This window comes from Variovorax sp. GW821-FHT10D07, from assembly GCF_059415325.1.
Genome location: NZ_JBWKMZ010000030.1, coordinates 12,868 through 36,742 on the forward strand (window position 1 = coordinate 12,868; position 23,875 = coordinate 36,742).

A 23,875-nucleotide genomic window follows, 5' to 3' on the forward strand; every position below is an offset into this window, starting at 1 on the left:
CCCAAACACCCACTGGCCCCCGGCGTTGGCGAGCCACGCCGGCTCGCATACGATGACGCCGATTTCACCTTGTTGCAGATTCGTCAAAAGGACAGACTGGCCATGCGCTCCTCCGCCCGCCCTGCCGCCCTCCGCGTGCTTCCCGCCCTCGCCGCCACCGCGCTCGCGGCACTGCTGACCGCCTGCGGCAGCGGCATCAACCTCGACGAGCCGATCGAAGGCCCGGTGTGGCGCCTGGCGCAGCTGGGCGAGGAGGCGATCGCGCCGGGCAGCGACGCGCAGCTGCAGTTCGATCGCGCCAACGCCCGCGTCACCGGCTCGGGCGGCTGCAACCGCATCTCGGGCTCGTACACGCGCACCGGCAGCGCCTTGCGCATCGGCCAGATCGCCGCCACCCGCATGGCCTGCGCCGACCCCGTGCGCGGCGCGACCGAGGCGCAGTTCCTCGCGGTGCTGCAGGGCACGACCAGCTACCGGCTGGCGCCCGGACGGCTGACCTTGCTCGACGCGGGCGGGCGCACGGTGGCGACGCTGAGTTCGGGTCGCTGAAAAGGAAAAGGGCCGGAGAACCGGCCCTTTCGATACGAAACCCGGCCCGCTCAGGCCGTCAGCCGCTCCAGCGCCTCGCGGTACTTGGCGGCGGTCTTCTCGATCACCTCGGCCGGCAGGCGCGGCGCCGGCGGCGTCTTGTCCCAGGGCTTGCCGTTGATCTTGGTGGCCTCGAGCCAGTCGCGCACGAACTGCTTGTCGTAGCTCGGCGGGTTGGTGCCGGCGGCCAGCGCGGCCTCGTAGCCCTCGACCGGCCAGTAGCGCGAGCTGTCGGGCGTGAGCACCTCGTCCATCAGCACCAGCGTGCCGGCCTCGTCGAGGCCGAACTCGAACTTGGTGTCGGCAATGATCATGCCCTTGGTCAGCGCGATCTGGGCCGCGGTCTCGTAGATCGCGATGCTGGTCTCGCGGATCTGCTGCGCGAGCTTGGGGCCGACGATCTCGACCACGCGCTCGTAGCTGATGTTCTCGTCGTGCTCGCCGGCGGCGGCCTTGGCCGCGGGCGTGAAGATCGGGCGCGGCAGCTTGCTCGCGTTGGTCAGGCCCTCGGGCAGCGGCACGCCGCAGACCGCGCGCGATTCCTGGTATTCCTTCCAGCCGCTGCCGGCCAGGTAGCCGCGCACCACGGCCTCGACCGGGATCGGCTTCAGGCGCTTGACCAGCATCGAGCGGCCCGTGACCTGGGCGACTTCCTCGGGCTTGACCACGCTCTCGGGCGCGTCGCCGGTCAGGTGGTTGGGGCAGAGCTGGCCGAGCCGGTCGAACCACCACAGCGCCATCTGCGTGAGGATCTCGCCCTTGCCGGGGATCGGCTCGCCCATGATCACGTCGAAGGCGCTGAGCCGGTCGCTCGCGACCATCAGGATGCGGTCCTCGCCGACCGCGTAGTTGTCGCGCACCTTCCCGCGCGCAAGCAGGGGCAGGCTCTGGATGGAGGAGGTGTGGACGGTGGTCATGGGCAGGGACAACGAACGGTGAAAAACGGGGGACGGTGAAGCGGATTGTGCGCGCAGAAAAAAGCCACCGCGAGCGGTGGCCGGGTATTCACGGCAAGCGGCTCAGACCACTTCTTGCGCGAGCTCGCCCTTGGTGTACTTGGCGGCGACGACCTGCAGCGATTCGCCCTTGATCTTGGGCGCCTGGCCTTCGCAGCCGAACTCGATGTAGCGCTGCTTGCAGATCTGCTTGGCGGCCTCGCGCGCGGGCTTGAGCCATTCGCGGGCATCGAACTTCTCGGGGTTCTCGGCCAGGAACTTGCGCACCGCGCCGGTCATCGCGAGGCGGATGTCGGTGTCGATGTTGATCTTGCGCACGCCGTACTTGATGGCTTCCTGGATTTCCTCGACCGGCACGCCGTAGGTTTCCTTCATGTTGCCGCCGTACTTGCGAATGATCTCGAGCAGGTCCTGCGGCACCGACGACGAGCCGTGCATCACCAGGTGGGTGTTGGGCAGGCGGGCGTGGATTTCCTTCACGCGCGAGATCGACAGGATGTCGCCGGTGGGCTTGCGGGTGAACTTGTAGGCGCCATGGCTGGTACCGATCGCGATGGCCAGCGCGTCGAGCTGCGTGGCCTTGACGAACTGGGCGGCTTCCTCGGGGTCGGTCAGCAGGGCCGAGTGGTCGAGCACGCCCTCGGCGCCGATGCCGTCTTCCTCGCCGGCCATGCCGGTCTCGAGCGAGCCCAGGCAGCCCAGCTCGCCTTCGACGGTGACGCCGACCTTGTGGGCCAGCTGCACCACCTTGCGGGTCACGTCGACGTTGTAGTCGAACGAAGCCGGCGTCTTGCCGTCTTCGTGCAGCGAGCCGTCCATCATCACGGACGAGAAACCGAGGTCGATGGCGCCCTGGCAGATGGCCGGGCTCTGGCCATGGTCCTGGTGCATCACCAGCGGAATCTGCGGATAGGCCTCGATGGCGGCCTGGATCAGGTGCTTGATGAAGGCTTCGCCGGCGTACTTGCGGGCGCCAGCGCTGGCCTGGAGGATCACGGGCGCGCCGACTTCCTTGGCGGCTTCCATCACGGCCTGCACCTGTTCGAGGTTGTTGACGTTGAAGGCCGGAATGCCGTAGCCGTTGGCGGCTGCATGGTCCAGCAGTTCGCGCATCGAGACGAGTGCCATGGGGAAATACCTCGCGGGAAATAGGGTGAGAAGACGGGGAGAAGACGAGAGAAAACTGCCGCGATTCTACCGAGGGCCCTTGTGGGACGGGACTGACGGCAACCCGAGGAAATCGACCACGGGCGGCAGTACCGGTCCGCCCAGCCACTGGATGGGCTTACCGAAGGCGCCCATCAGCGTGACGTGGCTCAGGTTGTCGAACACCCGCACCTCGACCGGCACGCCCGCGGCGCGCAGCGCGGCCGCCATCGGCAGGGTGTTGCGCTCGGGGTAGACCAGGTTGTCCTTGGCCGCGGCCATCAGCAGCGTGCGCGGCGCGCCCGGCGTGACGTGGGCGAGCGGCTGCGAGTCGGCCGGCGTGCGCGGCCAGTCGAAGGCGACGCGGGTCTGCGGATCGCCGATGGGCAGGAAGTCGTAGGGCCCGGCCAGCCCGATCCAGCCCGCGAGCTGGCGCGGACTGGCGCCGAGCTCGCCGAGCCAGCGGCCGTCGAGCGCGACCATGGCCGCGTTGTAGCCGCCCGAGCTGTGGCCCATCACGTAGACCTGCTTCGGGTCGGCGCCGAGCTGGGCCGCGTTGTCGAGCGCCCATTTCACCGCCAGCGCGCTGTCGCGCACGAACACGGGGTAGGTATAGCGCGGCGAGAGGCCGTAGTCGGGCACCACCACCACCGCGCCGCGCGCGGCCAGCGCCTCGCCGAGGAAGCGGTAACTCGCGCGGTCGCCGGTGCTCCAGGTGCCGCCGAAGAAGAACACCACCAGCGGCCGCCGGCCGCGCGCGGGCGCGGTGTCGGGCAATGGCTGGTAGACGTCGAGCTGCTGGCGCGGCGCGGGTCCGTAGGCGATGTCGCCCTGGAACTGGTAGGTGTCGGTGGGCACCAGGCCGTTGAGCAGCTTGATCGGCGAGCAGGCCGCGAGCGCGGTGGCCGCGGCGACGCCCAGGGCGGTGGACAGGGCACGGCGGCGCCGGCGAAGCGACGCAAGGACGGGAAAGGTCATCGAAGGGGTACGCGCGGGAAGGGGCGCCGGTTTCGCGGCGCGACGAAGCGCCGATTGCAGCGCATGACGCGCGCGCCGCGTGTCAGAGAGGCAGCTGTGTGGTCGACAGCACCTGCTTGAGCACCACGAAGGTCCGGATCTGCCGCACGCCCGGCAGGTAGAGCAGCTGCTCGGCATGCAGCCGGTTGAAGCTGTCGTTGTCGCGCGTGCGCACGAGCATGAAGTAGTCGAACTCGCCCGTGACCACATGGCACTCGAGGCAGCCCGAGACCTTCTGCGCGGCCTTCTCGAAGTCGGCGAAGGAGTCGGGCGTGGAGCGGTCGAGCACCACGCCGATCATCACCAGCATGCCCATGTCGAGCGCCTGCGCATCGAGCAGCGCGACCACGCCCTTGATCAGGCCCGAGGCCTTGAGCCGCTCGACGCGGCGCAGGCAGGCCGGCGCGCTGAGGCTGACCTTGGCGGCCAGCGCGACGTTGGACATCGAGGCGTCGCGCTGCAGCGCGCGCAGGATCGCGCGGTCGGTGCGGTCGAGCGCGGCGGCCGCCGAAACGGCGGGCGCGCGGGCCTGCTGCGGCTTGGCCGAACGCGCAGGCGAGGAACGCAATTTTGTTGTGCTCATGGTGGCTTTGGCGCATCAAATGGCTTCGATCCCCGCATCTTGATTTCTTTTGGTTTGCGATGCCACCGAATTTTGCAACCCTGTTGCTCGGCCTTCTTCCTACCATCGGCTTCATCGCCCTTCCCCTGTGCTTCACCCTGGAGTCTTGCCGATGAACCTGAAGAAATTCCCCCGCCACGTGCTGACCTTCGGCCCGACGCCGATCCATCCGCTCCCGCGCCTGAGCGCCCACCTCGGCGGCAAGGTCGAGCTCTATGCGAAGCGCGAGGACTGCAACAGCGGCCTCGCCTTCGGCGGCAACAAGACGCGCAAGCTCGAGTACCTGATCCCCGAGGCGCTCGAGGGCGGCTACGACACGCTGGTGTCGATCGGCGGCATCCAGTCGAACCAGACCCGGCAGGTGGCGGCGGTGGCCGCGCACCTGGGCCTGAAGTGCGTGCTGGTGCAGGAGAACTGGGTCAACTACTCCGACGCGGTGTACGACCGCGTGGGCAACATCGAGATGTCGCGCATCCTCGGCGCCGACGTGCGGCTCGACGCGGCCGGCTTCGACATCGGCATCCGCAAGAGCTGGGAGGACGCGATGGACAGCGTGCGCCAGGCCGGCGGCAAGCCGTTCCCGATTCCCGCGGGCTGCTCCGAGCATCCGCTGGGCGGGCTGGGCTTCGTGGGCTTCGCCGAGGAGGTGCGCCAGCAGGAGGCCGAGCTCGGCTTCAAGTTCGACTACATCGTGGTCTGCTCGGTCACGGGCAGCACGCAGGCCGGCATGGTCGCGGGCTTCGCGGCCGACGGCCGGGCCGACCGCGTGATCGGCATCGACGCCTCGGCCAAGCCGCAGCAGACCTTCGAGCAGATCCTGCGCATCGCGCGCAACACGGCCGAGCTGATCGAGCTGGGCCGCAACATCACCGAGAAGGACGTGGTGCTCGACCGCCGCTTCGGCGGCCCCGAGTACGGCCTGCCGAACGAGGGCACGCTGGAGGCGATCCGCCTGAGCGCGCGCTTCGAGGGCATGCTGACCGACCCGGTGTACGAGGGCAAGTCGATGCACGGGATGATCGAGAAGGTGCGCCTGGGCGAATTCCCGGCCGGCTCGAAAGTGCTGTACGCGCACCTGGGTGGCGTGCCGGCGCTCAACGCCTACAGCTTCCTGTTCCGCAACGGCTGACCGGACGCCGGCGCCAACGAGAAAGGCCGGCATGCGCCGGCCTTTGTCTTTTTTGAGCGCGCGCGGATCAGCTCGCGCGGCAGATCTTCAGCATGTTGGTGCCGCCCGGCGCGCCCATCGGCTCGCCGCAGGTGATCGCGTAGACGTCGCCGCTCTGCACGATGCCGCGCTTCTTCAGATGCGCCTCGGCCTGCTCGAGCGCGGTGTCGCGGTCGCTCTCCGAATCCATCAGCAGCGGGCGCACGTTGCGGTAGAGCGCCATCTTGCGCTGCGTGGCCAGGCGCGAGGTCAGCGCGTACATCGGGATGTGGGCGCGGTGGCGGCTCATCCACAGCGGGGTCGATCCCGACTCGGTCAGCGCGACGATGGCCTTGGCGCCCAGGTGATGCGCGGTGAACAGCGCGCCCATGGCGATCGACTGGTCGATGCGCGCATAGGACTGGCCGCTGAAGTCGGCGTCGAGCTGCTTGTCTTCCGCGGCCTCGGCGGCCTCGCAGATGCGGCTCATCTCCTGCACGGTCTCGAGCGGGTAGCGGCCCGAGGCGGTCTCGGCCGAGAGCATCACGGCGTCGGTGCCGTCGAGCACCGCGTTCGCCACGTCGCTGACCTCGGCGCGCGTGGGCACGGGGTTGGTGATCATCGACTCCATCATCTGGGTCGCGGTGATCGCCACCTTGTCCATCTCGCGCGCCATGCGGATCATCCTCTTCTGCAGTGCCGGCACCGCGGCATTGCCGACCTCGACCGCGAGGTCGCCGCGCGCAACCATGATGCCGTCGCTGGCGCGCAGGATCTCCTCGAGCCGCGGGATCGCCTCGGCACGCTCGATCTTCGCGATCAGCCCGGGCTTGTGGCCGTACTCGGCGGCGGCCACGTTGCACAGCTGGCGCGCCATTTCCATGTCGGTCGCGTTCTTCGGGAAGCTCACGGCCACGTAGTCGGCCTGGAAGCTCATGGCGGTCTTGATGTCCTCCATGTCCTTGGCCGTGAGCGCCGGCGCCGTGAGGCCGCCGCCCTGCTTGTTGATGCCCTTGTTGTTCGAGAGCTCGCCGCCGAGCTTGACGGTGGTGTGCACCGCCTCGCCGCGCACGGCATCGACCACCAGCACGATCAGGCCGTCGTTGAGCAGCAGCCGGTCGCCGGCGCGCACGTCGCGCGGCAGGTCCTTGTAGTCGAGGCCCACGGCATCGATGTCGCCGGGCTCGGTGCGCGAGGCGTCGAGCACGAACTTCGCACCCGGCTCGAGCCAGATCTTGCCCTGCGCGAACTTGCCCACGCGGATCTTCGGGCCCTGCAGGTCGGCCATGATCGCGACCTCGCGGCCGGCCTTGCGCGCCGCCTCGCGGACCATGGTGGCGCGGTCGATGTGGTCCTGCGCCGTCCCGTGGCTGAAGTTGAGCCGGACCACGCTCACCTTGTGGATGATCATCTGCTCGAGCAGCTCGGGCGTGCTCGACGCGGGGCCGAGCGTGGCGACGATCTTGGTGGCGTGGCGGGGAAGGCGGTCGGTGCTCATGGATCTATCTCCGTTTTTGTATCCGCTACTGTATACAATTTATGTGTCGCGTGGAAGACACCACGCGGATCGATGGAATCCGCGCGATCCTTCCGCGCTCTCAGCCCGCGGCGCGCTTGGCCAGGATCTCGAAGGCCGGCAGGGTCTTGCCCTCCAGCACCTCGAGGAAGGCGCCGCCGCCGGTCGAGATGTAGCCCACGTCCTTCTCGATGCCGTACTTGGCGATCGCCGCGAGGGTGTCGCCGCCGCCGGCGATCGAGAACGCGCTGCTCTCGGCGATCGCCTGGGCGATGGCCTTGGTGCCGCCCGCGAAGGCGTCGAACTCGAACACGCCCACCGGGCCGTTCCAGACGATGGTGCCGGCCTCGCGCAGCTGCGCGGCCAGTTGCGCGGCCGTCTTCGGGCCGATGTCGAGGATCAGGTCGTCGTCGGCCACCTCGCTGGCCGCCTTGACGGTGGCCGGCGCGTCGGCCGCGAAGGTCTTGGCCGTGACCACGTCGACCGGGATCGGCACGTCGGCGCCGCGCGCGCGCATCGATTCGATCACCGACTTGGCCTGGTCGACCAGGTCGGGCTCCGCCAGCGACTTGCCGATCTTCAGGCCGGCCGCGAGCAGGAAGGTGTTGGCGATGCCGCCGCCGACGATCAGCTGGTCGACGTTGGCCGACAAGCTCTGCAGGATGGTGAGCTTGGTGCTGACCTTGGAACCCGCGACGATCGCCACCAGCGGGCGCTTGGGCTGGGCCAGGGCCTTGGTGATGGCGTCGATCTCGGCCGCCAGCAGCGGGCCGGCGCTCGCCACCTTGGCGAACTGCGCGATGCCGTAGGTGGTGGCTTCGGCACGGTGCGCGGTGCCGAAGGCGTCGTTGACGTAGATGTCGGTCAGCGCGGCGAGCTTGCGCGCGAGCGCCTCGTCGTTCTTCTTCTCGCCCTTGTTGAGGCGGCAGTTCTCGAGCAGCACGACCTGGCCCGGCTTCACGTCGACGCCGTCGACCCAGTTCGCGACCAGCGGCACTTCGCGGCCCAGCAGTTCGCCCAGGCGCTTCGCGACCGGCGCCAGCGAATCCTCGGGCTTGAACTCGCCCTCGGTCGGGCGGCCCAGGTGCGAGGTGACCATCACCGCGGCACCGGCATCGAGTGCCAGCTGGATGCAGGGCACCGAGGCGCGGATGCGGGTGTCCTCGGTGATGTTGCCGGCATCGTCCTGCGGCACGTTGAGGTCGGCACGGATGAAGACGCGCTGGCCGGCGGCTTTGCCCTGGGCACAGAGGTCGGTGAATCGAAGAACGTTCATGGTCTGGATGGGATGGATACGGGTCGCCCCGCATTGTAGGTAGGGCCTCACTGCGCGACTGTGCGTCTCGTGACGCAGGCCGATGCTTTTCGGAAGGCGGTCTCAGGCCTCGCCCCGCTCGCTGGCGAAGCGCTCCAGAATCTGCACGAAGCTGGCCGCCGCGGGCGACAGCGAACGCCGCGCCGCGCCGTAGACGCAGACCTCGCGGTGGAAGTCGGGCGCCTCCAGCCGCACCATGCGCAGCCCGTGCGCCTGCACCAGCGGCGCCGAATAGGTCGGGCACACGGTCAGCCCGAGCCCCGAGGCCACCATGCCGAGCGCGGTGGTCATGTACGACACCTCCTGAGTGCCGGGGCGCTGCATCCAGGCGCGCTCGGCGCTCGCGAGCTCGGGCAGCACGCGCTGGCGGAAGTCGCGCGTGGGCGCGATGAAGGTGTAGGGCGCGAGTTCGGCCCAGCGCACCTTGCGCCGCCCCTCGAAGGCATGGCCGGGCGGGCAGATCAGCCAATGGCGGTCGCGCAGCAGCGTGCGGCGCTCGATCAGCGCCGGGTCGACCTCGAGGTCCTGCCCCACGGCCAGCTCGACCTCGCCCGCGAGGATGCCGTCGAGCAGGTGCTCGGGCAGGGTGTCGGCCAGCCGCACCTCCACGTCGGGGTATTGCGCGCGGTACACGGCGATCACGCGCGGCATCAGCGTGCAGGCCATGAGTTGCGGCGCGGCCAGCCGCAGCAGGCCCTTCTTCTTGTCGCGCAGCTCGGTCACGCCGGCCACCGCGCCCGCGAGGTCGCCGAGCAGCCGGTGCACCGAGGGCAGGAATTCGCGCCCGGCCTCCGACAGCAGCACGCGCCGCGTGTGGCGGTCGAGCAGCTGCACGCCCATCTCGCGCTCGAGCTCGCGCACCAGCACGCTGAGCGCCGACTGCGTCAGGTGCAACTGCTGGGCCGCGGCGGTGAAGCTGCCGGTCTCGGCGACGGCGGCGAAGGCGCGCAACTGGCGCAAGGTCAGATTCATATGGCTATTTCATCAATCGATGAATTAATTTCGATTGCATCATAGGTCCGGCCATCGCCCAATACCTGCTCGGACGGCCCCGATGGCCGTCCCGGAGACAAGCCCGATGCCGACCCCATCCGCCGCGCCCCCGATCCGGGGCCTGCACCATTTCGCCTGGCGCTGCCGCGACAGCGAGGAAACCCGCCGCTTCTACGAGGACCTGCTCGGCCTGCCGCTGGTGCACGTGATCAAGAGCGACCACGTGCCGAGCACCGGCGAGTACTGCCCCTACGTCCACATCTTCTTCCGGATGCGCGACGGCTCCTTCATCGCCTTCTTCGATCTCGGCGACGACACCGCCGCGCTGCCTTCGCCCAACACGCCCTCGTGGGTCAACCACATCGCGCTGCGCGTGGACGGCGTGCCCGACCTGCTGGCCGCCAAGGCCCGGCTCGAGGCCGCGGGCGTCGAGGTGCTGGGCATCACCGACCATCACATCATCGAGTCGATCTACTTCTTCGACCCCAACGGCATCCGCGTGGAACTGACCACGCCGACCGTGCCGCAGGCCGAGATGGACGCGCACGCGCTGCGCGCCCATGCCGACCTCGACGCCTGGACCGCGCGCAAGGCGCAGCTGCTGGCCGCGAAAGGCACGGCCGATGCCTGAACCGCAACTCGCCGTCATCGACGTCAAGCCGGGCGCGGCGCTCGAGAGCCAGTCGGGCCTGCAGATGCTGCGCCCGCGCATCTACGGCGCGTACCGCGCGCCCGCGGGTCCGAAGCGCATCGCGGCGATCGTGATGCATCCCACCAGCAACTTCATGGGCCACTACCTGATCGCGCCGCTGGCCGAGCGCGGCATCTGCTGCATGGGGCTCAACTCGCGCTACGTCGGCAACGACACGGTGCTGCTGATGGAGCGCGCGATCCAGGACCTGGGCGCCGGCGTGCAGTACCTGCGCGCGGCCGGCTACGAGAAGGTGTTCCTGGTCGGCAACTCGGGCGGCGCCGCGCTCGCGGCCTTCTACCAGGCGCAGGCCGAGCGGCTCACGGCCACGCACTTCGCCGATGGAGACCCCACCCACCTGCACCCCGGCGACCTGCCGCCGGTGGACGGCATCGCGCTGTGCGCCGCGCACCTGGGCCGCACGCGGCTGATGCGCGACTGGATCGATCCCTCGGTCACCGACGAGCACGACCCGCTGTCGGTCGACCCCGAACTCGACATGTACGACGCGCGCCACCGCGTGCCCTACGACGCCGACTTCCTCGCGCGCTTCTCCACCGCGCAGCAGGCGCGGCTCGCGCGCATCGAGCAGTGGTGCCTCGACCGGCTCGCGCTGCTGCGCGGCACCGAGGGCGCGCCGCGCGACCAGACCTTCATCGTCTACCGCACCCATGCCGATCCGCGCTGCGTCGACCTCTCGCTCGATCCCAACGACCGCCTGCCCGGCAGCGTCTGGGGCGACGCGCGCCAGGTCAACTACTCGGCCAACGCGATGGGCCGCACCACCTCGCTCACGGCCTTCCTGTCGCAGTGGTCCTCGCGCTCGCAGGCCGACGGGCCGACCAACCTCGCGCGCACCACGGTGCCCAAGCTGCTGCTGACCTACACCGGCGACCAGTCGACCTTCCCGAGCACGCGCGATGCCTGGCTGGCCGCGGGCGGCGCGCGCATCCGCAACGTCGACATCGTCGGCGGCAACCACTACCTCGCGGGCCAGCCGGAGCTGGTGCCGCAGGCCGCCGACGCGATCGCCGAGTTCGCGCATTCGCTCTAGTCACGCAGGCAAGCCATGGAAGAACAATTCGCTTTCGCGCCCGCCTACGAACTGCCGAGCTGGCCCTTCGTGCCGCCGCCCGAGCTGGCCAGCGGCCAGGTGGTGCGCCACCCGCTCGTGATCGTCGGCGCCGGCCCCTCGGGCCTCACGCTGGCCTGCGACCTCGCGCAGCGCGGCGTGCGCGCCGTGCTGCTCGACGAGGACGACACCGTCGGCGTGCGCGGCGCCTCCTCGCGCGGCATCTGCTATGCGCAGAAGAGCCTGGAGATCTTCGAGCGCCTGGGCATCTTCGAGCGCATCGCGGCCAAGGGCATCACCTGGTCCTTCGGGCGCACCTTCTCGGGCGAGCAGGAGGTCTACAACTTCAACCTGCAGACGGCCAGCGTCTCGCGGCAGCCGCCCTTCATCAACCTGCAGCAGTTCTACATCGAGTGGTTCCTGGTCGAGCGCATCCTCGAGCTCGGCCTGACCGACCTGCGCTGGAAGAGCCGCGTGACGCGCGTCGAACCGATCGCCGACGGCGTGCGCCTCGAGGTCGAGACGCCCGCGGGCCGCTACACGATCGAGGCCGACCGGCTGATCGACGCCACCGGTGCCAACAGCGCGATCCGCACCGGCCTCGGCATCGAGGCCCATGCCTCGCGCAGCACCGACCGCTGGTGCATCAGCGACGTGCGCTTTCGCAAGCCGCTGCCGACCGAGCGCTGGACCTGGGTCGACGCGCCCTTCAACGAGGGGCGCGGCGTCTGGCAGCACCTGATGGCCGACGGCGTCTGGCGCATCGACTACCAGATGCCCGAGGATTGCGACACCGCCTACATCAGCCGGCCCGAGGTGGCGGGCGCGCGGCTGCGCGAGCAGCTCGGGCCGGGCGTGGAGTTCGAGTTCGTCTGGATCGGCCCCTACGGCTACCGCGACCACCTGCTCGAGCGCTTCCGCCATGGCCGCGTGTTCTTCATCGGCGATGCCGCGCACGTGGTGAGTCCCTTCGGCGCGCGCGGCGGCAACAGCGGCATCCAGGACGCGGCCAACCTCGGCTGGAAGCTCGCGCTGGTGGCGCAGGGCCAGGCCGGCGACGCGCTGCTCGACAGCTACGACGCCGAGCGCCAGCCGGCCGCGCGCGAGAACCTGCAGGTCACGAGCCGCTCGGCGCGCTTCCTCGCGCCGCGCTCGCCGGCCGAGCACACGCTGCGCCGCGCGGTCGTCGCGCTGGCCGCGCGCTTCCCGTTCGCGCGCGCCCTGGTGAACACCGGGCGCATGTCGGTCGCCAACGACTACCCGGCCGCGCCGCAACTGCCCGCGGGCGGCCGCACGGTGCAGAACCTGCCGCTGCGCCGGGCCGACGGCCGCGAGACCACGCTGATGCAGCTGCTGGCCGAGGACACGCGCTGCATCGGCCTGTGGTTCGCGCCCACGGCGGATGCGGCACGGGCCGCGCTCGATGCGACGGCGGGACTGCCGCTGCGCCTGCTCGCGGTCGGCGGCACCGGCCACGGCCTGCCCGCGCTGCAGCCCGACGACCGGCTCGCGGCCCATGTGGGCGCGGGCGAGCCCGGCAGCTTCGTGCTGGTGCGCCCCGATGCCTACCGCGCCCGCGTGCTCGCGCAGGCCACGCCCGAGGCCATCGCCGACGCCGTCCGCACCGCCCTTGCCCTCGATCCCGCGCCATGAACACCGAACTCCGCATCCCCGATCCCGACGGCTTCTATGCCGCGCTGTTGGCCGCGCACGAAGGACGCAGCGAGGCGCAGAGCGCCGATCTCAACGCCCGCCTCGTGCTGCTGCTGGCCAACCAGTGCGCCGACCAGGCGGTGCTGCTGGACTGCATCAGCGCGGCCGCCGAAGAAGAACACTCCACGAGCCCCCACCCCGCATGACCGCCAACGTTTCCTTCGCCTCCGCCTCCGACACCCGCGAGCAGAAGCCGCAGCTGCGAGAGCTCGCGCCCGGCGCCTTCGGCTACATCAGCGACTTCGATCCCAACTGCGGCTTCGTGGTCGGCGACGAGCAGGTGGTGCTGATCGACACCCGTCCCACGCCGCGCATGGCGCGCGACTTCCTCGCGGCGATCCGCACGGTGACCGACAAGCCGATCCGGACCATCGTGCTGACCCACTACCACGCGGTGCGCGTGATGGGCGCGAGCGCCTTCGACGAGGTCGAGCAGATCGTCGCGAGCGCGGGCACGCTCGACTGGATCCGCACGCGCGGCCAGGCCGACTTCGATTCGGAAGTGGGCCGCTTCCCGCGCCTGTTCGCGGGCCTCGAGGAGATCCCGGGCCTGACCTGGCCGACGCTGAGCTTCCAGAACGAGATGAGCCTGTGGCTCGGCCCGCGCCCCGGCACCGGCCGCGAGCTGCGGCTGATGGCGCTGGGCCGCGGCCATTCGAGCGGCGACACGGTCGCCTGGCTGCCCGATTGCGGCCTGCTGTTCTCGGGCGACGTGGTCGAGAACCACTGCGGCGTGTATGCGGGCGACGCCTACATCGGCGACTGGGCCGGCACGCTCGACGCGGTGCGCGCGCTGCGCCCGCGCGTGCTGGTGCCGGGCCGCGGCGCGGTGCTGCAGGACGAGGCCGCCTGCGCCGAGGCGATCGACCTGACCAAGGCCTTCCTCTCGACCCTGCTCGACAGCGTGCGCGCCGGCATCGCCGCGGGCGAGGCGCTCAAGGGCTGCTTCGCGCGCGCCGAGGCTGCGATGAAGCCGCGCTTCGGTCAGTGGCCGGTGTTCCAGCACGTGCTGCCCTTCGACGTCTCGCGCGCCTACGACGAGCTGCGCGGCATCGAGCACCCGGTGGTGTGGACCGCCGAGCGCGACCGCGAACTCTGGCAGACGCTGCACGCGTAGGCCGCCGCGCGCGGCGCGCGATCTTCCCGCGACGAGGAAGGCGCGCGCCGCCGCACCGATTTCCCTGAAGAAAACCACCCCGGAGACAAACCGATGAAGCGCTTCCTGCCCCTGATCGCCCCCGTGCTCGCCGCCTTCGCGCTGGCCGGCGCCAGCCTCGCGTCGGCCCAGAGCGGCCCTTATCCCAACCAGCCGATCAAGTGGCTGGTGCCCTATGCCGCGGGCGGCGGCACCGACAACATCGCGCGCCAGCTCGCCGATGCGATGCAGCCTTCGCTGGGCCAGCCGGTGGTGATCGACAACCGCCCCGGTGCCTCGACCAACATCGCGGTCGGCCTGCTGATGCAGTCGAAGCCCGACGGCTACACGATCATGCAGGCCGAGAACGCGGCGCTGCTGTTCAACGAGCACATGTTCGCCAAGCTGCCCTACAAGCCCGCGAGCGACTTCACCTACATCGGCGCCATCGGCCGCATTCCGCTGGCGCTGGTGGTACGGCCCGACTTCCAGGCCAGGACCCTCAAGGACTTCGTCGCCTACGTGAAGGCCAACGGCGACAAGACCAACTACGCCTCGCCGGGCATCGGCACGCCGCACCACATGGCGATGGAGCTGTTCAAGCAGAAGGCCGGCCTGTCGATCACGCACGTGGCCTACAAGGGCGGCGCGCCGGCGCTGCAGGACATCATGGGCGGCCAGGTGCCGATGATGATGCTCGACCTCACGGCCGCGCTGCCCTACCTCAAGACCGGCAAGCTGCGCGCGCTGGCGATCGCGCTGCCGCAGCGCGCCAAGGGCCTGCCCGAGGTGCCGACCTTCGCCGAGCTCGGCTATCCGGAAGTCAATGCCTTCGCCTTCCACGGCCTGATCGGCCCGGCCGGCATGCCGCCCGAGGTGGTGAACCGGCTCAACGCCGAGTTGCACAAGGCGCTGCAGACGCCGCGCATCCAGCAGGTGTTCAGCGAGTTCGGCTTCGAGGCGCTGCCGGGCACGCCGAAGGAGTTCCAGGAGATGGCGCGTTCGCAGAGCGCGTACTGGGGCCAAGTGATCAAGACCTCGGGCGTGCAGCTCGACTGAGCACCCCTTTTCATCCGACCGCTTCCGCTTTCACTCATGTCCAACGAACCATCCCCCGCTTCGACCGCGCGCGAGCGCGTCGGCTTCATCGGCCTCGGCGTCATGGGCGCGCCCATGGCCGGCCACCTGGCGCGCGCCGGCCACGCGGTCTCGGTCTACGACCTCGCGCCCGGCGCGGCGCAGCGGCTCGCCGAATCGCAGCCCGGCATCACGGCGCGCGCCAGCCTGCGCGAGGTGGCGGCGCACAGCGACCTCATCGTGACCATGCTGCCCAACGGCCGCGTGGTGCGCGAGGTGGTGTTCGCCGACGACGGCCTGCTCGCGGGCTGGGCGCGCGGCGGCCTGCTGCTCGACACCTCCTCGGCCGAACCGTGGATCACGCGCGAGACCGCGGCGCGGCTGGCCGAGCACGGCATCGCGATGGTCGACGCGCCGGTCTCGGGCGCGGCCTGGGGCGCACAGGCGGCCGAGCTGGTGTTCATGGTCGGCGGCGCGCCGGACGACGTGGCGCGCGCGCGCCCGCTGCTCGACGCGATGGGCCGCGCGGTGTTCCACCTGGGCGCGCTCGGCGCCGGCCACACCATGAAGTGCCTCAACAACCTGATCACCGCGGTGACGCTCACGGCCACGGCCGAGGGGCTGGCGATCGGCACGCGCGCCGGGCTCGACCCGGCCGTGATGACCGACGTGCTCAACGAGGCCACGGGCGGCTCGTGGATCACGCGCACGCACATCCACCAGCGCGTGATCAGCCGCAGCTTCGACGATCCGTTCAAGCTCGAGCTGATGCTCAAGGACATGGGCATCGCGGTCGACCTGGCGCGCGAACTCGGCATGCCGGCGCCGATCAGCGAGGAGGGCCGCCGGCTGTGGCAGCAGGCCGACGCGGCGCGCGGTCCGGGCGTGAGCGTGAGCGAACTGGTGCGCTGGGTCGAGACCGAGGCCGGCACCGAGATCCGCTCGGCTACCAGCCCCAGATGAGGTGCAGCGGCAGGTACACCGCCATGCCGGCCAGCATGGTGCCGAGCACGCCGCGGCGCCAGTAGTAATAGGCCGCGCCGACCACGGTGGCGTAGATGCGCGCGTCGTGCAGCGAGGTGATCAGGTGGCCCTGCGTCATCACGATCTCGGGCGCGATCACGCCGGCCAGCGCGGCGGCCGGCGCGTAGTGCAGCGCGCGGTGCGCCCACTCGGGCAGGCCCCAGGGCCGGTCGAGGATGAAGAAGAAGCAACGCGTGAGCACGGTGACGCCGGCCAGGCCGACGATCACGGCGAGCGTCCAGAAGTCGGTCTCGCCCTTCACTTGTCGTCCTCCGCCTCGGGGTCGAGGCCGAACTGCTTCTCGAGCCAGAAGCACAGCAGCACCGCCACGCCGATGGCGACCACGATGTTGAGCTTGAGCGGCAGCGCATAGGCCGCCACCGCCGTGGCGCCCGCGATCAGCGCCGCGAGGATGCGCAGCCGCGTCGTGGCCATCGAGCAGACGATCGCCACCAGGCTCAGCACGCCCGCGAAGCCCAGGCCCCAGCTCTGCGGGATCAGGTTGGCCAGCGCGATGCCCAAGAGGCTCATGCCCATCCAGGCGCACCAGGTCACGGCGTAGTTGCCCGTGAGGTAGGCCTCCTGCGCGAGCCGTTCCTCGTCGGTGACCGGCGGCGCCGGGTACTGCTTCGTGAACAGCGCATAGCTCATGTCGGCCGTGAGGTAGCCGTGCAGCATGCGGCGCCAGCGCGGCATGTGCATCAGGTAGGGCCGCAGGTGCAGGCTGAAGACCACGAAGCGCAGGTTGACGCAGAAGCCGGTCGCCAGGATCACCCAGGCCGGCGCGCCCGCGAACAGCAGCGGAATGGCCGCAAGCTGCGAGCTGCCCGCGTAGACCAGCAGGGTCATCGCCACGGCCTCGAGCACGCTCATGTTCGACTTGACCATGGCCACGCCGGTCATCAGGCCCCAGGCGCCGATGCCCAGCGCCACGGGGGTCATGTCGCGCACGCCCACGCGGAACTGCGGGCGGCGCCGGATGGCGGCCGACAGGAACATCAGGCGCTCACCCGAACACCTGGCCGGTCTTCAGGTCGAAGCCGCGCAGGAAATCGGCGGCACCCAGGCGCTTGCCGCCCGGGCGCTGGAGCTCGGTGACGGTCACGACCGCGTCGGCGGCCGCCACCGCGATGCCGTCGCCGGTCACCGCGAGGATGGTGCCGGGCGCGTCCGACACCGTGCCGGCCACGGCATGCGCGGCCCAGAGCTTGATGGTCTCGTTCTCGAGCGGACTGTTGGCGCCGGGGAAGGGATCGAAGGCGCGGATGCGGCGCACGATCTCGGCGGCGGGCCGCTGCCAGTCGATCAGCGCTTCCTGCTTCTCGACCTTGTTGGCGTAGGTCACGCCCTCGGCCGGCTGCGGCGTGCGCACGAGACGGCCCTCGGCGGCGCCGGCCAGCGCCTCGACGATCATGCGGCCGCCGAGCGCGGCCAGCCGGTCGTGCAAGCGGGCGGTGTTGTCCTCGCCGATCTCGAGCGCCTCGACCGACAGCATGTCGCCGGTGTCGAGGCCGGCATCCATCTGCATGATCGTGATGCCGGTGCGCGCGTCGCCGGCCTCGATGGCACGGTGGATCGGCGCGGCGCCGCGCCAGCGCGGCAGCAGGCTGGCGTGGATGTTGAGGCACCCCAGGCGCGGCAGGTCGAGCACCCATTGCGGCAGGATCAGGCCGTAGGCCGCGACCACCATCACGTCGGCACGCGCCGCCAGCAGGGCCTCGCGCGCGGCGGCGGCCTCGTCGGGGTACTTGCCGTCCAGCCGCAGGCTGCGCGGCTGCGCCACGGGCCAGCCGTTGGCCAGTGCACACTGCTTGACCGGCGAGGCCTGCAGCTTCATGCCGCGGCCGGCCGGGCGGTCGGGCTGGGTCAGCACCAGCGCCACGTCGTGGCCGGCGGCCGCGATGGCCTCCAGCGCGACGCGCGCGAACTCGGGCGTGCCCGCGAAAACGACGCGCAACGGGCTCACCGGCGCAGCCGATCGAAGTCGAGGTCGTCGCCCGTGTGGTAGCGCCGCACCACGCCGGCGGGGTCGATGTAGATGTGGAGCAGGCGGCGCTCGTTCACCGACTTGTAGCGCCAGGTCCAGACATTGCCGTCGAAGGAGGTCACGCGGCGGATCTCATAGGGGCGGCCGTAGAAGGCCATGACGTCGTTCTGGCGCCACTTGTCGACCTGGATGTCGTGGTCGAAGCGGCGTTCGTCGAGCACCTGGGTCACCGAGACCACCTTGCCGGCGGCATCGAGGTCGATGTCGGTGACCTCGAAGCCGGCCGGCGTGCGCGAGTACTGCAGCCGCTCGCCGCCGCCGTTCAGCGGATAACGGCCCGTGGGCTCGCCCAGGCGCTGCAGGGTTTCGGCGGCCGACGTGCCGGGGACGATGCGGGTGGGTTCGCTGGCGCAGCCGGCGAGCACCAGCAGGACGGCGGCGCAAAGAAGGGGCAGGCGGGTCAAGGCACCAACGGCCATCGGTCAGGCCCTGCCTTCGCGCACGTCCTCGCGCTGCTGCTTGAGCAGCTTGTTCTTGATGCGGTTGCGCTTGAGCGGCGACAGGTATTCGACGAAGACCTTGCCCAGCAGGTGATCGAGCTCGTGCTGGATGCACACGGCCAGCAGGCCGTCGGCCTCGATGCTGCGCAGTTCGCCGTCGAGGTCGAGCGCCTGCACCTTGACCGCGGTCGAACGCTCGACGCCGTCGTAGATGCCGGGCACCGAGAGGCAGCCTTCCTCGTTGATGACCTTCTCGTCGCTGGCCCAGGTGATCTCGGGGTTGATCAGCACCAGCGGCTGGTCGCGCTCTTCGGAGACGTCGATGACCACGATCCGTTCGTGCACGTTGACCTGGGTCGCGGCCAGACCGATGCCATTGGCGTCGTACATGGTCTCGAGCATGTCGGCGACCAGGGTCTTGATGCGCGCGTCCACGCCCTGCACGGGCTTGGCCACCGTGTGCAGGCGCTTGTCCGGGTAACTCAGAATGATTCGTTTGGCCATGAAATCGGGGGGAAGTTGTGGCTATTTTCGCCAATTCGGCGGCCGCGGGCCGCGCGTTTGCCGGATAAACGTTGCCCTTCCGGGGGCTTGGCGCCAGAATTCGTAGCAAATTGTGAGATTCGTATGCGCCACGATACGTCGTGCGCTCACCCATCCAGACATGAAAAAGCTCCCAACCCCGGCCCGCCGCACGAACCTCTCCGCCTCCCTGGCAGTCCTCGCGGTCGTTGCGGCAGGTGGCGTCGGCACCACGGCGGCCTGGGCGCAGAATTATCCGATCACCGCCCAGCAACGCGCCACGGCCCAGCAGACCGCCCAGGCCGGCGTGCCGCTGAGCGAGCTGGCACCCAACGCGCCCGACGAGTACACGGTCAAACCCGGCGACACCCTCTGGGCCATCTCGCGCCTGTACCTGCTGCGGCCCTGGCGCTGGCCCGAGCTCTGGGGCATGAACATCAACGAGATCGCGAACCCGCACCGCATCTACCCGGGCCAGGTGCTCTACCTCGACAAGAGCGGCGGCCGCGCCCGCCTCACCACGCGCCGCGGCGCCGGCGGCGAGGGCGGCACCATCAAGCTGACGCCGCGCACCCGTTTCGACTCGCTGTCCGGCATGGCGCTGCCCACGCTCAACCCGAGCCTGATCGAGCCCTTCCTCAGCGAGCCGATCGTGGTCGACGAGAACACGCTGCAAGCCGCGCCGCGCATCGTGGCCGGCAACGACAGCCGCGTGCTGCTGTCGCGCGGCGACCGCGCCTATGCGCGCGGCGAGAAGGATTCGCCGCTGGTCGAGGTGCCGGGCCCGCTCCAGAACTACCGCGTGTTCCGCAATGCCACGCCGCTGAAGGACCCCGGCACCGGCGAGATCCTCGGCTACGAAGCCCAGTACCTGGGCAAGGTCCGGCTGCAGCGCGGCGAATCGACCACGGTCGAGACCAAGGACGACAAGGACTACATCACGGTCGTGCCCGCCACCGTCGACGTGATCGCGGCGCGCGAGGAAATCCGCGCCGGCGACCGCCTGCTGCCCGAGCCGCCGCGCCAGCTGCTGAGCTACGCGCCGCGCGCGCCCTCCACGCAGGTCGAGGGCCGCATCGTGTCGGTCTACGGCAACGCGGTGCAGTTCGCGGCGCAGAACCAGGTGGTGGCCATCAACAAGGGCACGCGCGACGGCATCGACAGCGGCCACGTGCTGGCGATCCTCAAGAACGGCGAGACCATCCTCGACCGCACCGGCGAGAAGAAGGAAACCATCAAGCTGCCGAACGAACGCATCGGCCTGCTGATGGTGTTCCGCCCCTTCGAGAAGGTCTCGTACGCGCTGGTGCTCGAAATCAACGACACCCCGCGCGCCGGCGACTTCATCGTCAACCCCTGACCCACCCGGTTCCCGCGTGGACCGCGCAGAACTCGCGGGCTGGCTGCGGCTGTCGATGACGCCGGGCATCGGCGACGGCGCCGCCCGTCGCCTGCTGGCCGCGTTCGGCCTGCCCGCAGACATATTCGCCCAGACCGAGGCCGCGCTGCAGCAGGTCGTGAGCGAGGCCCAGGCCGCGGCGCTGCGGCAGATGCCGCCCAACCTGCAGGCGCTGATCGACCAGACCCAGCTATGGCTGCGCCAGCGCGAGGACGGCGAGGGCGCGGTGGTGCGCCGCATCGTCACGCTCGGCGATGCCGGCTATCCGCGCTCGCTGCTCGAGACCGCCGACCCGCCGCTGATGCTGCACGTGCTGGGCGCCGAAGCCTTCGACCTGACCCAGCTCGACCACAGCCTCGCCGTGGTCGGCAGCCGCAACCCCACGCCGCAGGGCGCCTCGAACGCACGCGCCTTCGGCCGCGCGCTCGGCGAGGCCGGCCTGCCCGTGATCTCGGGCCTGGCGCTCGGCGTGGACGGCGCCGCGCACCAGGGCGCGCTCGACGCGGCCGATGCCGCGGGCGCCGGGCCGCGGCTCGCCACGGTGGCGGTGGTCGGCACCGGGCTCGACCGCGTCTATCCGGCGCGGCACCGCGAGCTCGCGCAGCGCATCACGCAGCAGGGCCTGATCGTGAGCGAGTTCCTGCTCGGCACGCCGCCGCTCACGCAGAACTTTCCGAAGCGCAACCGGCTGATCGCGGGACTCGCGCGCGGCACGCTGGTGGTCGAGGCGGCGCTCGCCTCGGGCTCGCTGATCACGGCGCGGCTCACCTCCGAGCAGGGCAAGGACGTGTTCGCGATCCCCGGCTCGATCCACTCGCCGCAGTCGCGCGGCTGCCATGCGCTGATCCGCCAGGGCGCGAAGCTGGTCGAGTCGGTGGCCGACATCCTCGAGGAATTGCAGCCGCTCGCGCAGCAGCCATCGCCGGACGCCTTCAGGCCGTGGACCGGCGGCACGGACCACGGAGATCCGTTGCTCGAGGCGCTGGGTTTCGATCCGGTGAGTCTCGATGCACTCGGTGCGCGCACCGGCTGGGGTGCCGCGGCGCTGCAGGCCCGCATGCTCGAGCTCGAACTCGAGGGCCAGGTCGCGCGCCTGCCGGGCGGGCTGTTCCAGCGCATGGGCGCGGCCTGAGCACGAACGCGCACCACCCGCCACCGTCGCGCACGGCCTCGCGAGCGGCCATCGGTATTTACGCCGATCCTTGCATTTGCACCACGCGTCGCGCCGCATCCATCGGCGTGGGCTATATTGGGCCCATGTTCGAAGTGCTCGTGTTCGTCTACGAAAACTACTGGCGCAGCGATGCCTGCCCTGAACCCGAACAATTGAGCCGCAAGCTCAGCGCCCACGGCTTCGAGGCCGAGGAGATACGCGATGCCTTGCAATGGCTCGATGGCCTGAGCCTCGCCACGCAAGGCGTGCAGCTCACGCGCAACGACGAGGAGGGCCGCAGCGTCACGGTCGCGTTGCGCAGCAGTGCCGAGGCCACGCGGCCGCAGTCGCCCGATTCGATGCGCGTGTATTCGCAGGCCGAGCAGGAGCACCTGGGTGCCGAATGCCTGGGCTTCATCCAGTTCCTCGAAGGCTCGAACGTGCTGCCCTGCGACATGCGCGAGATCGTCGTCGAACGCGCGATGGCCGCGCCCGGCGCGCCGGTGGCGCTCGACGAGCTCAAGATCATCGTGCTGATGGTGCACTGGAGCACCGGCATCGAGCCCGATGCGCTGGTGCTCGACGAGCTCTGCGAGAACCACGAAGGCCGGCTCGCGCACTGAGCCCTTCGCGAGACGGCCTCTCGCTAGTTCAACAGCCGCTCGGGATTCGCGTCGAGCTTCGCGAGCGCCTCGCGCGTGGCGCGCACCGTCAGCGTCTCTTCCTCTGCCGGCACCAGCAGGCCCGCCTGCAGGTAGGACGCGAGCCGCCCGGCCTGGATCAGGAAGCTGCGCCCGTCGGCCGAGGCGAACAGGTGCAGCTGCTTGCGGTCGCTGCGCCAGACGAACTGGACCTGGCTCACGCGGTCGTTGTGGTCGAGCATGAACCATGTGCCCACCTGCAGCTCGTTGGCCCAGGCCAGCATGTCCTCGGTCGCGCGCGCGCCCGCCGTGTCGGCCACGACCTCGATGGTGCTCGCGTCCACGCCCAGCAGCAGCTCGATGTTGGTGGCGTCGAGCGGCAGGTCGGCGTCGCCGCCGCTGTCGCTCACGAAGTCCTCGAGGTGCGCCAGTCGCTCGGCCATGGCCTCGATCTTGGCCTGCGGAATGGCCTCGGTCTTGAGCATGAAGGCATCGGAGAGCGTCGCGCCGATGGTCTTGATGTAGGCCTCCTGCGGCTCGCCGACGATGCCCAGCAGCGCCATGCCCTGGCGCAGGCGCTGCAGCAGTTGCGGCAGGTCCTGGATCACGCGCGCGCGGTCGGTGCGGCTGGGCTTGGCGCTCGCGGCCCACACCAGTTCGGAGGCCGCGCGCTTGAGCGTCACGGTCTGCTCGTCCTGGCCGCCGTAGCGCAGCGCGGCGATCGCCAGCACCTCGGCCCAGACCTTGAACAGGAACTCGCGGATCTCGTCGCGCACCGGCATGTCGTTGAGCATCTTGCGCAGCTCGATGGTGTACTGGATCGCCATCGTCTCCTTCTGCTCGACCTGCTGCGCCACGCTCATCACGCGCTGCGCGGTGTCGCTCTGCGTGAGGTAGCGGTTGAGGAAGGCGACGAATTCGTCGAACACCAGCTTGAAGACGCGCTGCCCGGTCTCGGGGTACTGCTCGATCACCTGCACCACGCGCTTGATCTCGTTCTCGAGCGCGCTGCCCGAGATCGCGGCCGCGTCGAAGCCCATCACGCACGAACCCATGCGGTCGATCAGCATGCGCGCGGGATGCTGCAGGGTGCCGAAGAACTCGGGCTCGGCGATGGCCACGCGCAGCACCGGCATCTGCAGCCGCGCGAACCACACGCGCGCCGAGAACGGAATGCGCTCCTCGGCCAGGATGGCCTGGAACATCAGCGCGACGATCTCGACCGTGGCCTTGTCGGCGGTGGTCGGCGCGCGCTTCTTGAGCTCGGTGCTGCGGCGGCGCAGGTCGACCGCGCTCTGCTGGATCATCGTGGCCTGCTCGCCCGCGGCTTCCAGGTATTGGGTGGCGGCCGCGCGGTAGGCGGCCTCGGCGTCGGCGATGGCGCCCGCGAAGGTGCGCGAGAAAGGCCGTGGTGCGCCGAAGTCGACGCCGCCGGCACTGCCGCGGCCGTCGACGCCGATCGACGAGGCCGGCTGCGTGCTGTTGCCGGTGTCGCCGCCGATGCGGCCGGTGACGAAGCGCTTGAGATTCAGCAGCGCGGTCTGGGCGCGCTGGCGCGCCGTGGCCAGCGGCGAACCGCCGGCGGGCGCAGCGCCGCCGCCGCGCTGGAACGTGCCGGGCACGGACGCCGCCGCGCCGGCTGGCGCCGCATGGCCGCCGGGC

25 protein-coding genes are annotated in these 23,875 nt (G+C 70.3%); 12 read left to right on the forward strand and 13 right to left on the reverse strand.

Annotated features, from left to right (window positions below; translation table 11 throughout):
- Window positions 1-135 precede the first annotated feature (135 nt).
- On the forward strand, window positions 136-549 hold the full coding sequence (locus AC07PU_RS41675; protein ID WP_256222871.1) for an META domain-containing protein: 414 nt from the start codon (window positions 136-138) through the stop codon (window positions 547-549).
- A gap of 50 nt (window positions 550-599) precedes the next feature.
- Here AC07PU_RS41675 and AC07PU_RS41680 read toward each other — a convergent pair whose 3' ends face one another.
- From AC07PU_RS41680 to AC07PU_RS41695, 4 genes are all read right to left on the reverse strand, one after another.
- On the reverse strand, window positions 600-1,505 hold the full coding sequence (locus tag AC07PU_RS41680; protein ID WP_093351259.1) for a phosphoribosylaminoimidazolesuccinocarboxamide synthase: 906 nt from the start codon (window positions 1,503-1,505) through the stop codon (window positions 600-602).
- Window positions 1,506-1,607: 102 nt separating this feature from the next.
- Window positions 1,608-2,672, reverse strand: a complete 1,065-nt coding sequence (gene fba / locus AC07PU_RS41685) for a class II fructose-bisphosphate aldolase (RefSeq protein ID WP_495323594.1) — start codon at window positions 2,670-2,672, stop codon at window positions 1,608-1,610.
- A 66-nt stretch (window positions 2,673-2,738) separates the two neighbouring features.
- The gene (locus AC07PU_RS41690) at window positions 2,739-3,668 is read right to left on the reverse strand and encodes an alpha/beta hydrolase (RefSeq protein ID WP_495323595.1); all 930 of its coding nucleotides are present in this window, start codon (window positions 3,666-3,668) and stop codon (window positions 2,739-2,741) included.
- An 82-nt stretch (window positions 3,669-3,750) separates the two neighbouring features.
- Entirely contained in the window at window positions 3,751-4,290 is a 540-nt protein-coding gene (locus AC07PU_RS41695; protein WP_495323596.1) for an Lrp/AsnC family transcriptional regulator, read from the reverse strand.
- Window positions 4,291-4,441: 151 nt separating this feature from the next.
- Between AC07PU_RS41695 and AC07PU_RS41700 the strand changes: the two genes are divergently transcribed.
- Window positions 4,442-5,458, forward strand: a complete 1,017-nt coding sequence (locus tag AC07PU_RS41700; RefSeq protein ID WP_495323597.1) for a 1-aminocyclopropane-1-carboxylate deaminase — start codon at window positions 4,442-4,444, stop codon at window positions 5,456-5,458.
- Between the two features lie 67 nt (window positions 5,459-5,525).
- Here the strand turns inward: AC07PU_RS41700 and pyk are convergent, their stop codons facing one another.
- From pyk to AC07PU_RS41715, 3 genes are all read right to left on the reverse strand, one after another.
- A complete protein-coding gene (pyk, locus tag AC07PU_RS41705; RefSeq protein WP_093351273.1) occupies window positions 5,526-6,974 on the reverse strand; it encodes a pyruvate kinase in 1,449 nt (482 codons plus the stop codon).
- 100 nt (window positions 6,975-7,074) lie between these two features.
- Window positions 7,075-8,268, reverse strand: coding sequence for a phosphoglycerate kinase (locus AC07PU_RS41710; protein ID WP_203203313.1), 1,194 nt, complete (start codon window positions 8,266-8,268; stop codon window positions 7,075-7,077).
- A gap of 102 nt (window positions 8,269-8,370) precedes the next feature.
- The gene (locus AC07PU_RS41715; protein WP_093351278.1) at window positions 8,371-9,279 is read right to left on the reverse strand and encodes a LysR family transcriptional regulator; all 909 of its coding nucleotides are present in this window, start codon (window positions 9,277-9,279) and stop codon (window positions 8,371-8,373) included.
- A 106-nt stretch (window positions 9,280-9,385) separates the two neighbouring features.
- On the opposite strand from AC07PU_RS41715, the gene AC07PU_RS41720 reads away from it, so the two are divergent.
- The 7 genes from AC07PU_RS41720 (at window position 9,386) to AC07PU_RS41750 (ending at window position 15,951) form a co-directional block, all read left to right on the forward strand.
- On the forward strand, window positions 9,386-9,931 hold the full coding sequence (locus tag AC07PU_RS41720; protein WP_495323598.1) for a VOC family protein: 546 nt from the start codon (window positions 9,386-9,388) through the stop codon (window positions 9,929-9,931).
- Window positions 9,924-11,045, forward strand: coding sequence for an alpha/beta hydrolase family protein (locus AC07PU_RS41725; RefSeq protein WP_495323599.1), 1,122 nt, complete (start codon window positions 9,924-9,926; stop codon window positions 11,043-11,045). The genes AC07PU_RS41720 and AC07PU_RS41725 overlap by 8 nt, the downstream gene beginning before the upstream one ends.
- A 15-nt stretch (window positions 11,046-11,060) precedes the next feature.
- Window positions 11,061-12,716, forward strand: coding sequence for an FAD-dependent monooxygenase (locus AC07PU_RS41730; RefSeq protein WP_495323600.1), 1,656 nt, complete (start codon window positions 11,061-11,063; stop codon window positions 12,714-12,716).
- Window positions 12,713-12,922 (forward strand): DUF2783 domain-containing protein, encoded by a 210-nt coding sequence (locus AC07PU_RS41735; protein WP_495323601.1) that lies wholly within the window; start codon window positions 12,713-12,715, stop codon window positions 12,920-12,922. The genes AC07PU_RS41730 and AC07PU_RS41735 overlap by 4 nt, the downstream gene beginning before the upstream one ends.
- The gene (locus AC07PU_RS41740; RefSeq protein WP_261212859.1) at window positions 12,919-13,893 is read left to right on the forward strand and encodes an MBL fold metallo-hydrolase; all 975 of its coding nucleotides are present in this window, start codon (window positions 12,919-12,921) and stop codon (window positions 13,891-13,893) included. The genes AC07PU_RS41735 and AC07PU_RS41740 overlap by 4 nt, the downstream gene beginning before the upstream one ends.
- A 93-nt stretch (window positions 13,894-13,986) precedes the next feature.
- Window positions 13,987-14,970, forward strand: coding sequence for a Bug family tripartite tricarboxylate transporter substrate binding protein (locus tag AC07PU_RS41745; RefSeq protein WP_057594372.1), 984 nt, complete (start codon window positions 13,987-13,989; stop codon window positions 14,968-14,970).
- A gap of 36 nt (window positions 14,971-15,006) precedes the next feature.
- The gene (locus tag AC07PU_RS41750) at window positions 15,007-15,951 is read left to right on the forward strand and encodes an NAD(P)-dependent oxidoreductase (protein ID WP_495323602.1); all 945 of its coding nucleotides are present in this window, start codon (window positions 15,007-15,009) and stop codon (window positions 15,949-15,951) included.
- Here AC07PU_RS41750 and AC07PU_RS41755 read toward each other — a convergent pair.
- The 5 genes from AC07PU_RS41755 to def are packed head-to-tail and all read right to left on the reverse strand — an operon-like array spanning window position 15,935 to window position 19,002.
- A complete protein-coding gene (locus AC07PU_RS41755) occupies window positions 15,935-16,273 on the reverse strand; it encodes an AzlD domain-containing protein (protein WP_093351297.1) in 339 nt (112 codons plus the stop codon). The two genes, AC07PU_RS41750 and AC07PU_RS41755, sit on opposite strands and share 17 nt — an antisense overlap.
- A complete protein-coding gene (locus AC07PU_RS41760) occupies window positions 16,270-17,010 on the reverse strand; it encodes an AzlC family ABC transporter permease (protein ID WP_093351299.1) in 741 nt (246 codons plus the stop codon). The genes AC07PU_RS41755 and AC07PU_RS41760 overlap by 4 nt, the downstream gene beginning before the upstream one ends.
- Before the next feature lie 7 nt (window positions 17,011-17,017).
- Window positions 17,018-17,977, reverse strand: a complete 960-nt coding sequence (fmt, locus tag AC07PU_RS41765) for a methionyl-tRNA formyltransferase (RefSeq protein ID WP_495323603.1) — start codon at window positions 17,975-17,977, stop codon at window positions 17,018-17,020.
- Window positions 17,974-18,462: a hypothetical protein gene (locus tag AC07PU_RS41770; RefSeq protein ID WP_256222872.1), complete on the reverse strand. Its 489-nt coding sequence runs from the start codon at window positions 18,460-18,462 to the stop codon at window positions 17,974-17,976. The genes fmt and AC07PU_RS41770 overlap by 4 nt, the downstream gene beginning before the upstream one ends.
- 18 nt (window positions 18,463-18,480) lie before the next feature.
- Window positions 18,481-19,002: a peptide deformylase gene (gene def / locus AC07PU_RS41775; RefSeq protein WP_093351307.1), complete on the reverse strand. Its 522-nt coding sequence runs from the start codon at window positions 19,000-19,002 to the stop codon at window positions 18,481-18,483.
- Window positions 19,003-19,162: 160 nt separating this feature from the next.
- Between def and AC07PU_RS41780 the strand changes: the two genes are divergently transcribed.
- The 3 genes from AC07PU_RS41780 (at window position 19,163) to AC07PU_RS41790 (ending at window position 22,195) form a co-directional block, all read left to right on the forward strand.
- Complete coding sequence (locus tag AC07PU_RS41780) at window positions 19,163-20,380, forward strand: LysM peptidoglycan-binding domain-containing protein (RefSeq protein ID WP_093351309.1); 1,218 nt, start codon at window positions 19,163-19,165, stop codon at window positions 20,378-20,380.
- Window positions 20,381-20,396: 16 nt separating this feature from the next.
- On the forward strand, window positions 20,397-21,551 hold the full coding sequence (gene dprA / locus AC07PU_RS41785) for a DNA-processing protein DprA (protein ID WP_398498628.1): 1,155 nt from the start codon (window positions 20,397-20,399) through the stop codon (window positions 21,549-21,551).
- Window positions 21,552-21,676: 125 nt separating this feature from the next.
- Entirely contained in the window at window positions 21,677-22,195 is a 519-nt protein-coding gene (locus AC07PU_RS41790) for a Smg family protein (protein ID WP_093351314.1), read from the forward strand.
- A 23-nt stretch (window positions 22,196-22,218) separates the two neighbouring features.
- Here AC07PU_RS41790 and AC07PU_RS41795 read toward each other — a convergent pair.
- Window positions 22,219-23,875 (reverse strand): DUF1631 domain-containing protein (locus AC07PU_RS41795; protein WP_495323604.1); only part of this gene is annotated, 1,657 nt, incomplete at its 5' end.

Coding starts and splice junctions, on each gene's coding strand:
- AC07PU_RS41695 (WP_495323596.1), bottom strand. CDS start 4,290: ATGAGCACAACAAAATTGCGTTCCTCGCCTGCGCGTTCGGCCAAGCCG.
- AC07PU_RS41760 (WP_093351299.1), bottom strand. CDS start 17,010: ATGTTCCTGTCGGCCGCCATCCGGCGCCGCCCGCAGTTCCGCGTGGGC.
- pyk (WP_093351273.1), bottom strand. CDS start 6,974: ATGAGCACCGACCGCCTTCCCCGCCACGCCACCAAGATCGTCGCCACG.
- AC07PU_RS41680 (WP_093351259.1), bottom strand. CDS start 1,505: ATGACCACCGTCCACACCTCCTCCATCCAGAGCCTGCCCCTGCTTGCG.
- AC07PU_RS41720 (WP_495323598.1), top strand. CDS start 9,386: ATGCCGACCCCATCCGCCGCGCCCCCGATCCGGGGCCTGCACCATTTC.
- AC07PU_RS41740 (WP_261212859.1), top strand. CDS start 12,919: ATGACCGCCAACGTTTCCTTCGCCTCCGCCTCCGACACCCGCGAGCAG.
- AC07PU_RS41750 (WP_495323602.1), top strand. CDS start 15,007: ATGTCCAACGAACCATCCCCCGCTTCGACCGCGCGCGAGCGCGTCGGC.
- AC07PU_RS41735 (WP_495323601.1), top strand. CDS start 12,713: ATGAACACCGAACTCCGCATCCCCGATCCCGACGGCTTCTATGCCGCG.
- fba (WP_495323594.1), bottom strand. CDS start 2,672: ATGGCACTCGTCTCGATGCGCGAACTGCTGGACCATGCAGCCGCCAAC.
- AC07PU_RS41790 (WP_093351314.1), top strand. CDS start 21,677: ATGTTCGAAGTGCTCGTGTTCGTCTACGAAAACTACTGGCGCAGCGAT.
- AC07PU_RS41725 (WP_495323599.1), top strand. CDS start 9,924: ATGCCTGAACCGCAACTCGCCGTCATCGACGTCAAGCCGGGCGCGGCG.
- AC07PU_RS41690 (WP_495323595.1), bottom strand. CDS start 3,668: ATGACCTTTCCCGTCCTTGCGTCGCTTCGCCGGCGCCGCCGTGCCCTG.
- AC07PU_RS41730 (WP_495323600.1), top strand. CDS start 11,061: ATGGAAGAACAATTCGCTTTCGCGCCCGCCTACGAACTGCCGAGCTGG.
- def (WP_093351307.1), bottom strand. CDS start 19,002: ATGGCCAAACGAATCATTCTGAGTTACCCGGACAAGCGCCTGCACACG.
- AC07PU_RS41780 (WP_093351309.1), top strand. CDS start 19,163: ATGAAAAAGCTCCCAACCCCGGCCCGCCGCACGAACCTCTCCGCCTCC.
- AC07PU_RS41710 (WP_203203313.1), bottom strand. CDS start 8,268: ATGAACGTTCTTCGATTCACCGACCTCTGTGCCCAGGGCAAAGCCGCC.
- AC07PU_RS41700 (WP_495323597.1), top strand. CDS start 4,442: ATGAACCTGAAGAAATTCCCCCGCCACGTGCTGACCTTCGGCCCGACG.
- AC07PU_RS41715 (WP_093351278.1), bottom strand. CDS start 9,279: ATGAATCTGACCTTGCGCCAGTTGCGCGCCTTCGCCGCCGTCGCCGAG.
- AC07PU_RS41745 (WP_057594372.1), top strand. CDS start 13,987: ATGAAGCGCTTCCTGCCCCTGATCGCCCCCGTGCTCGCCGCCTTCGCG.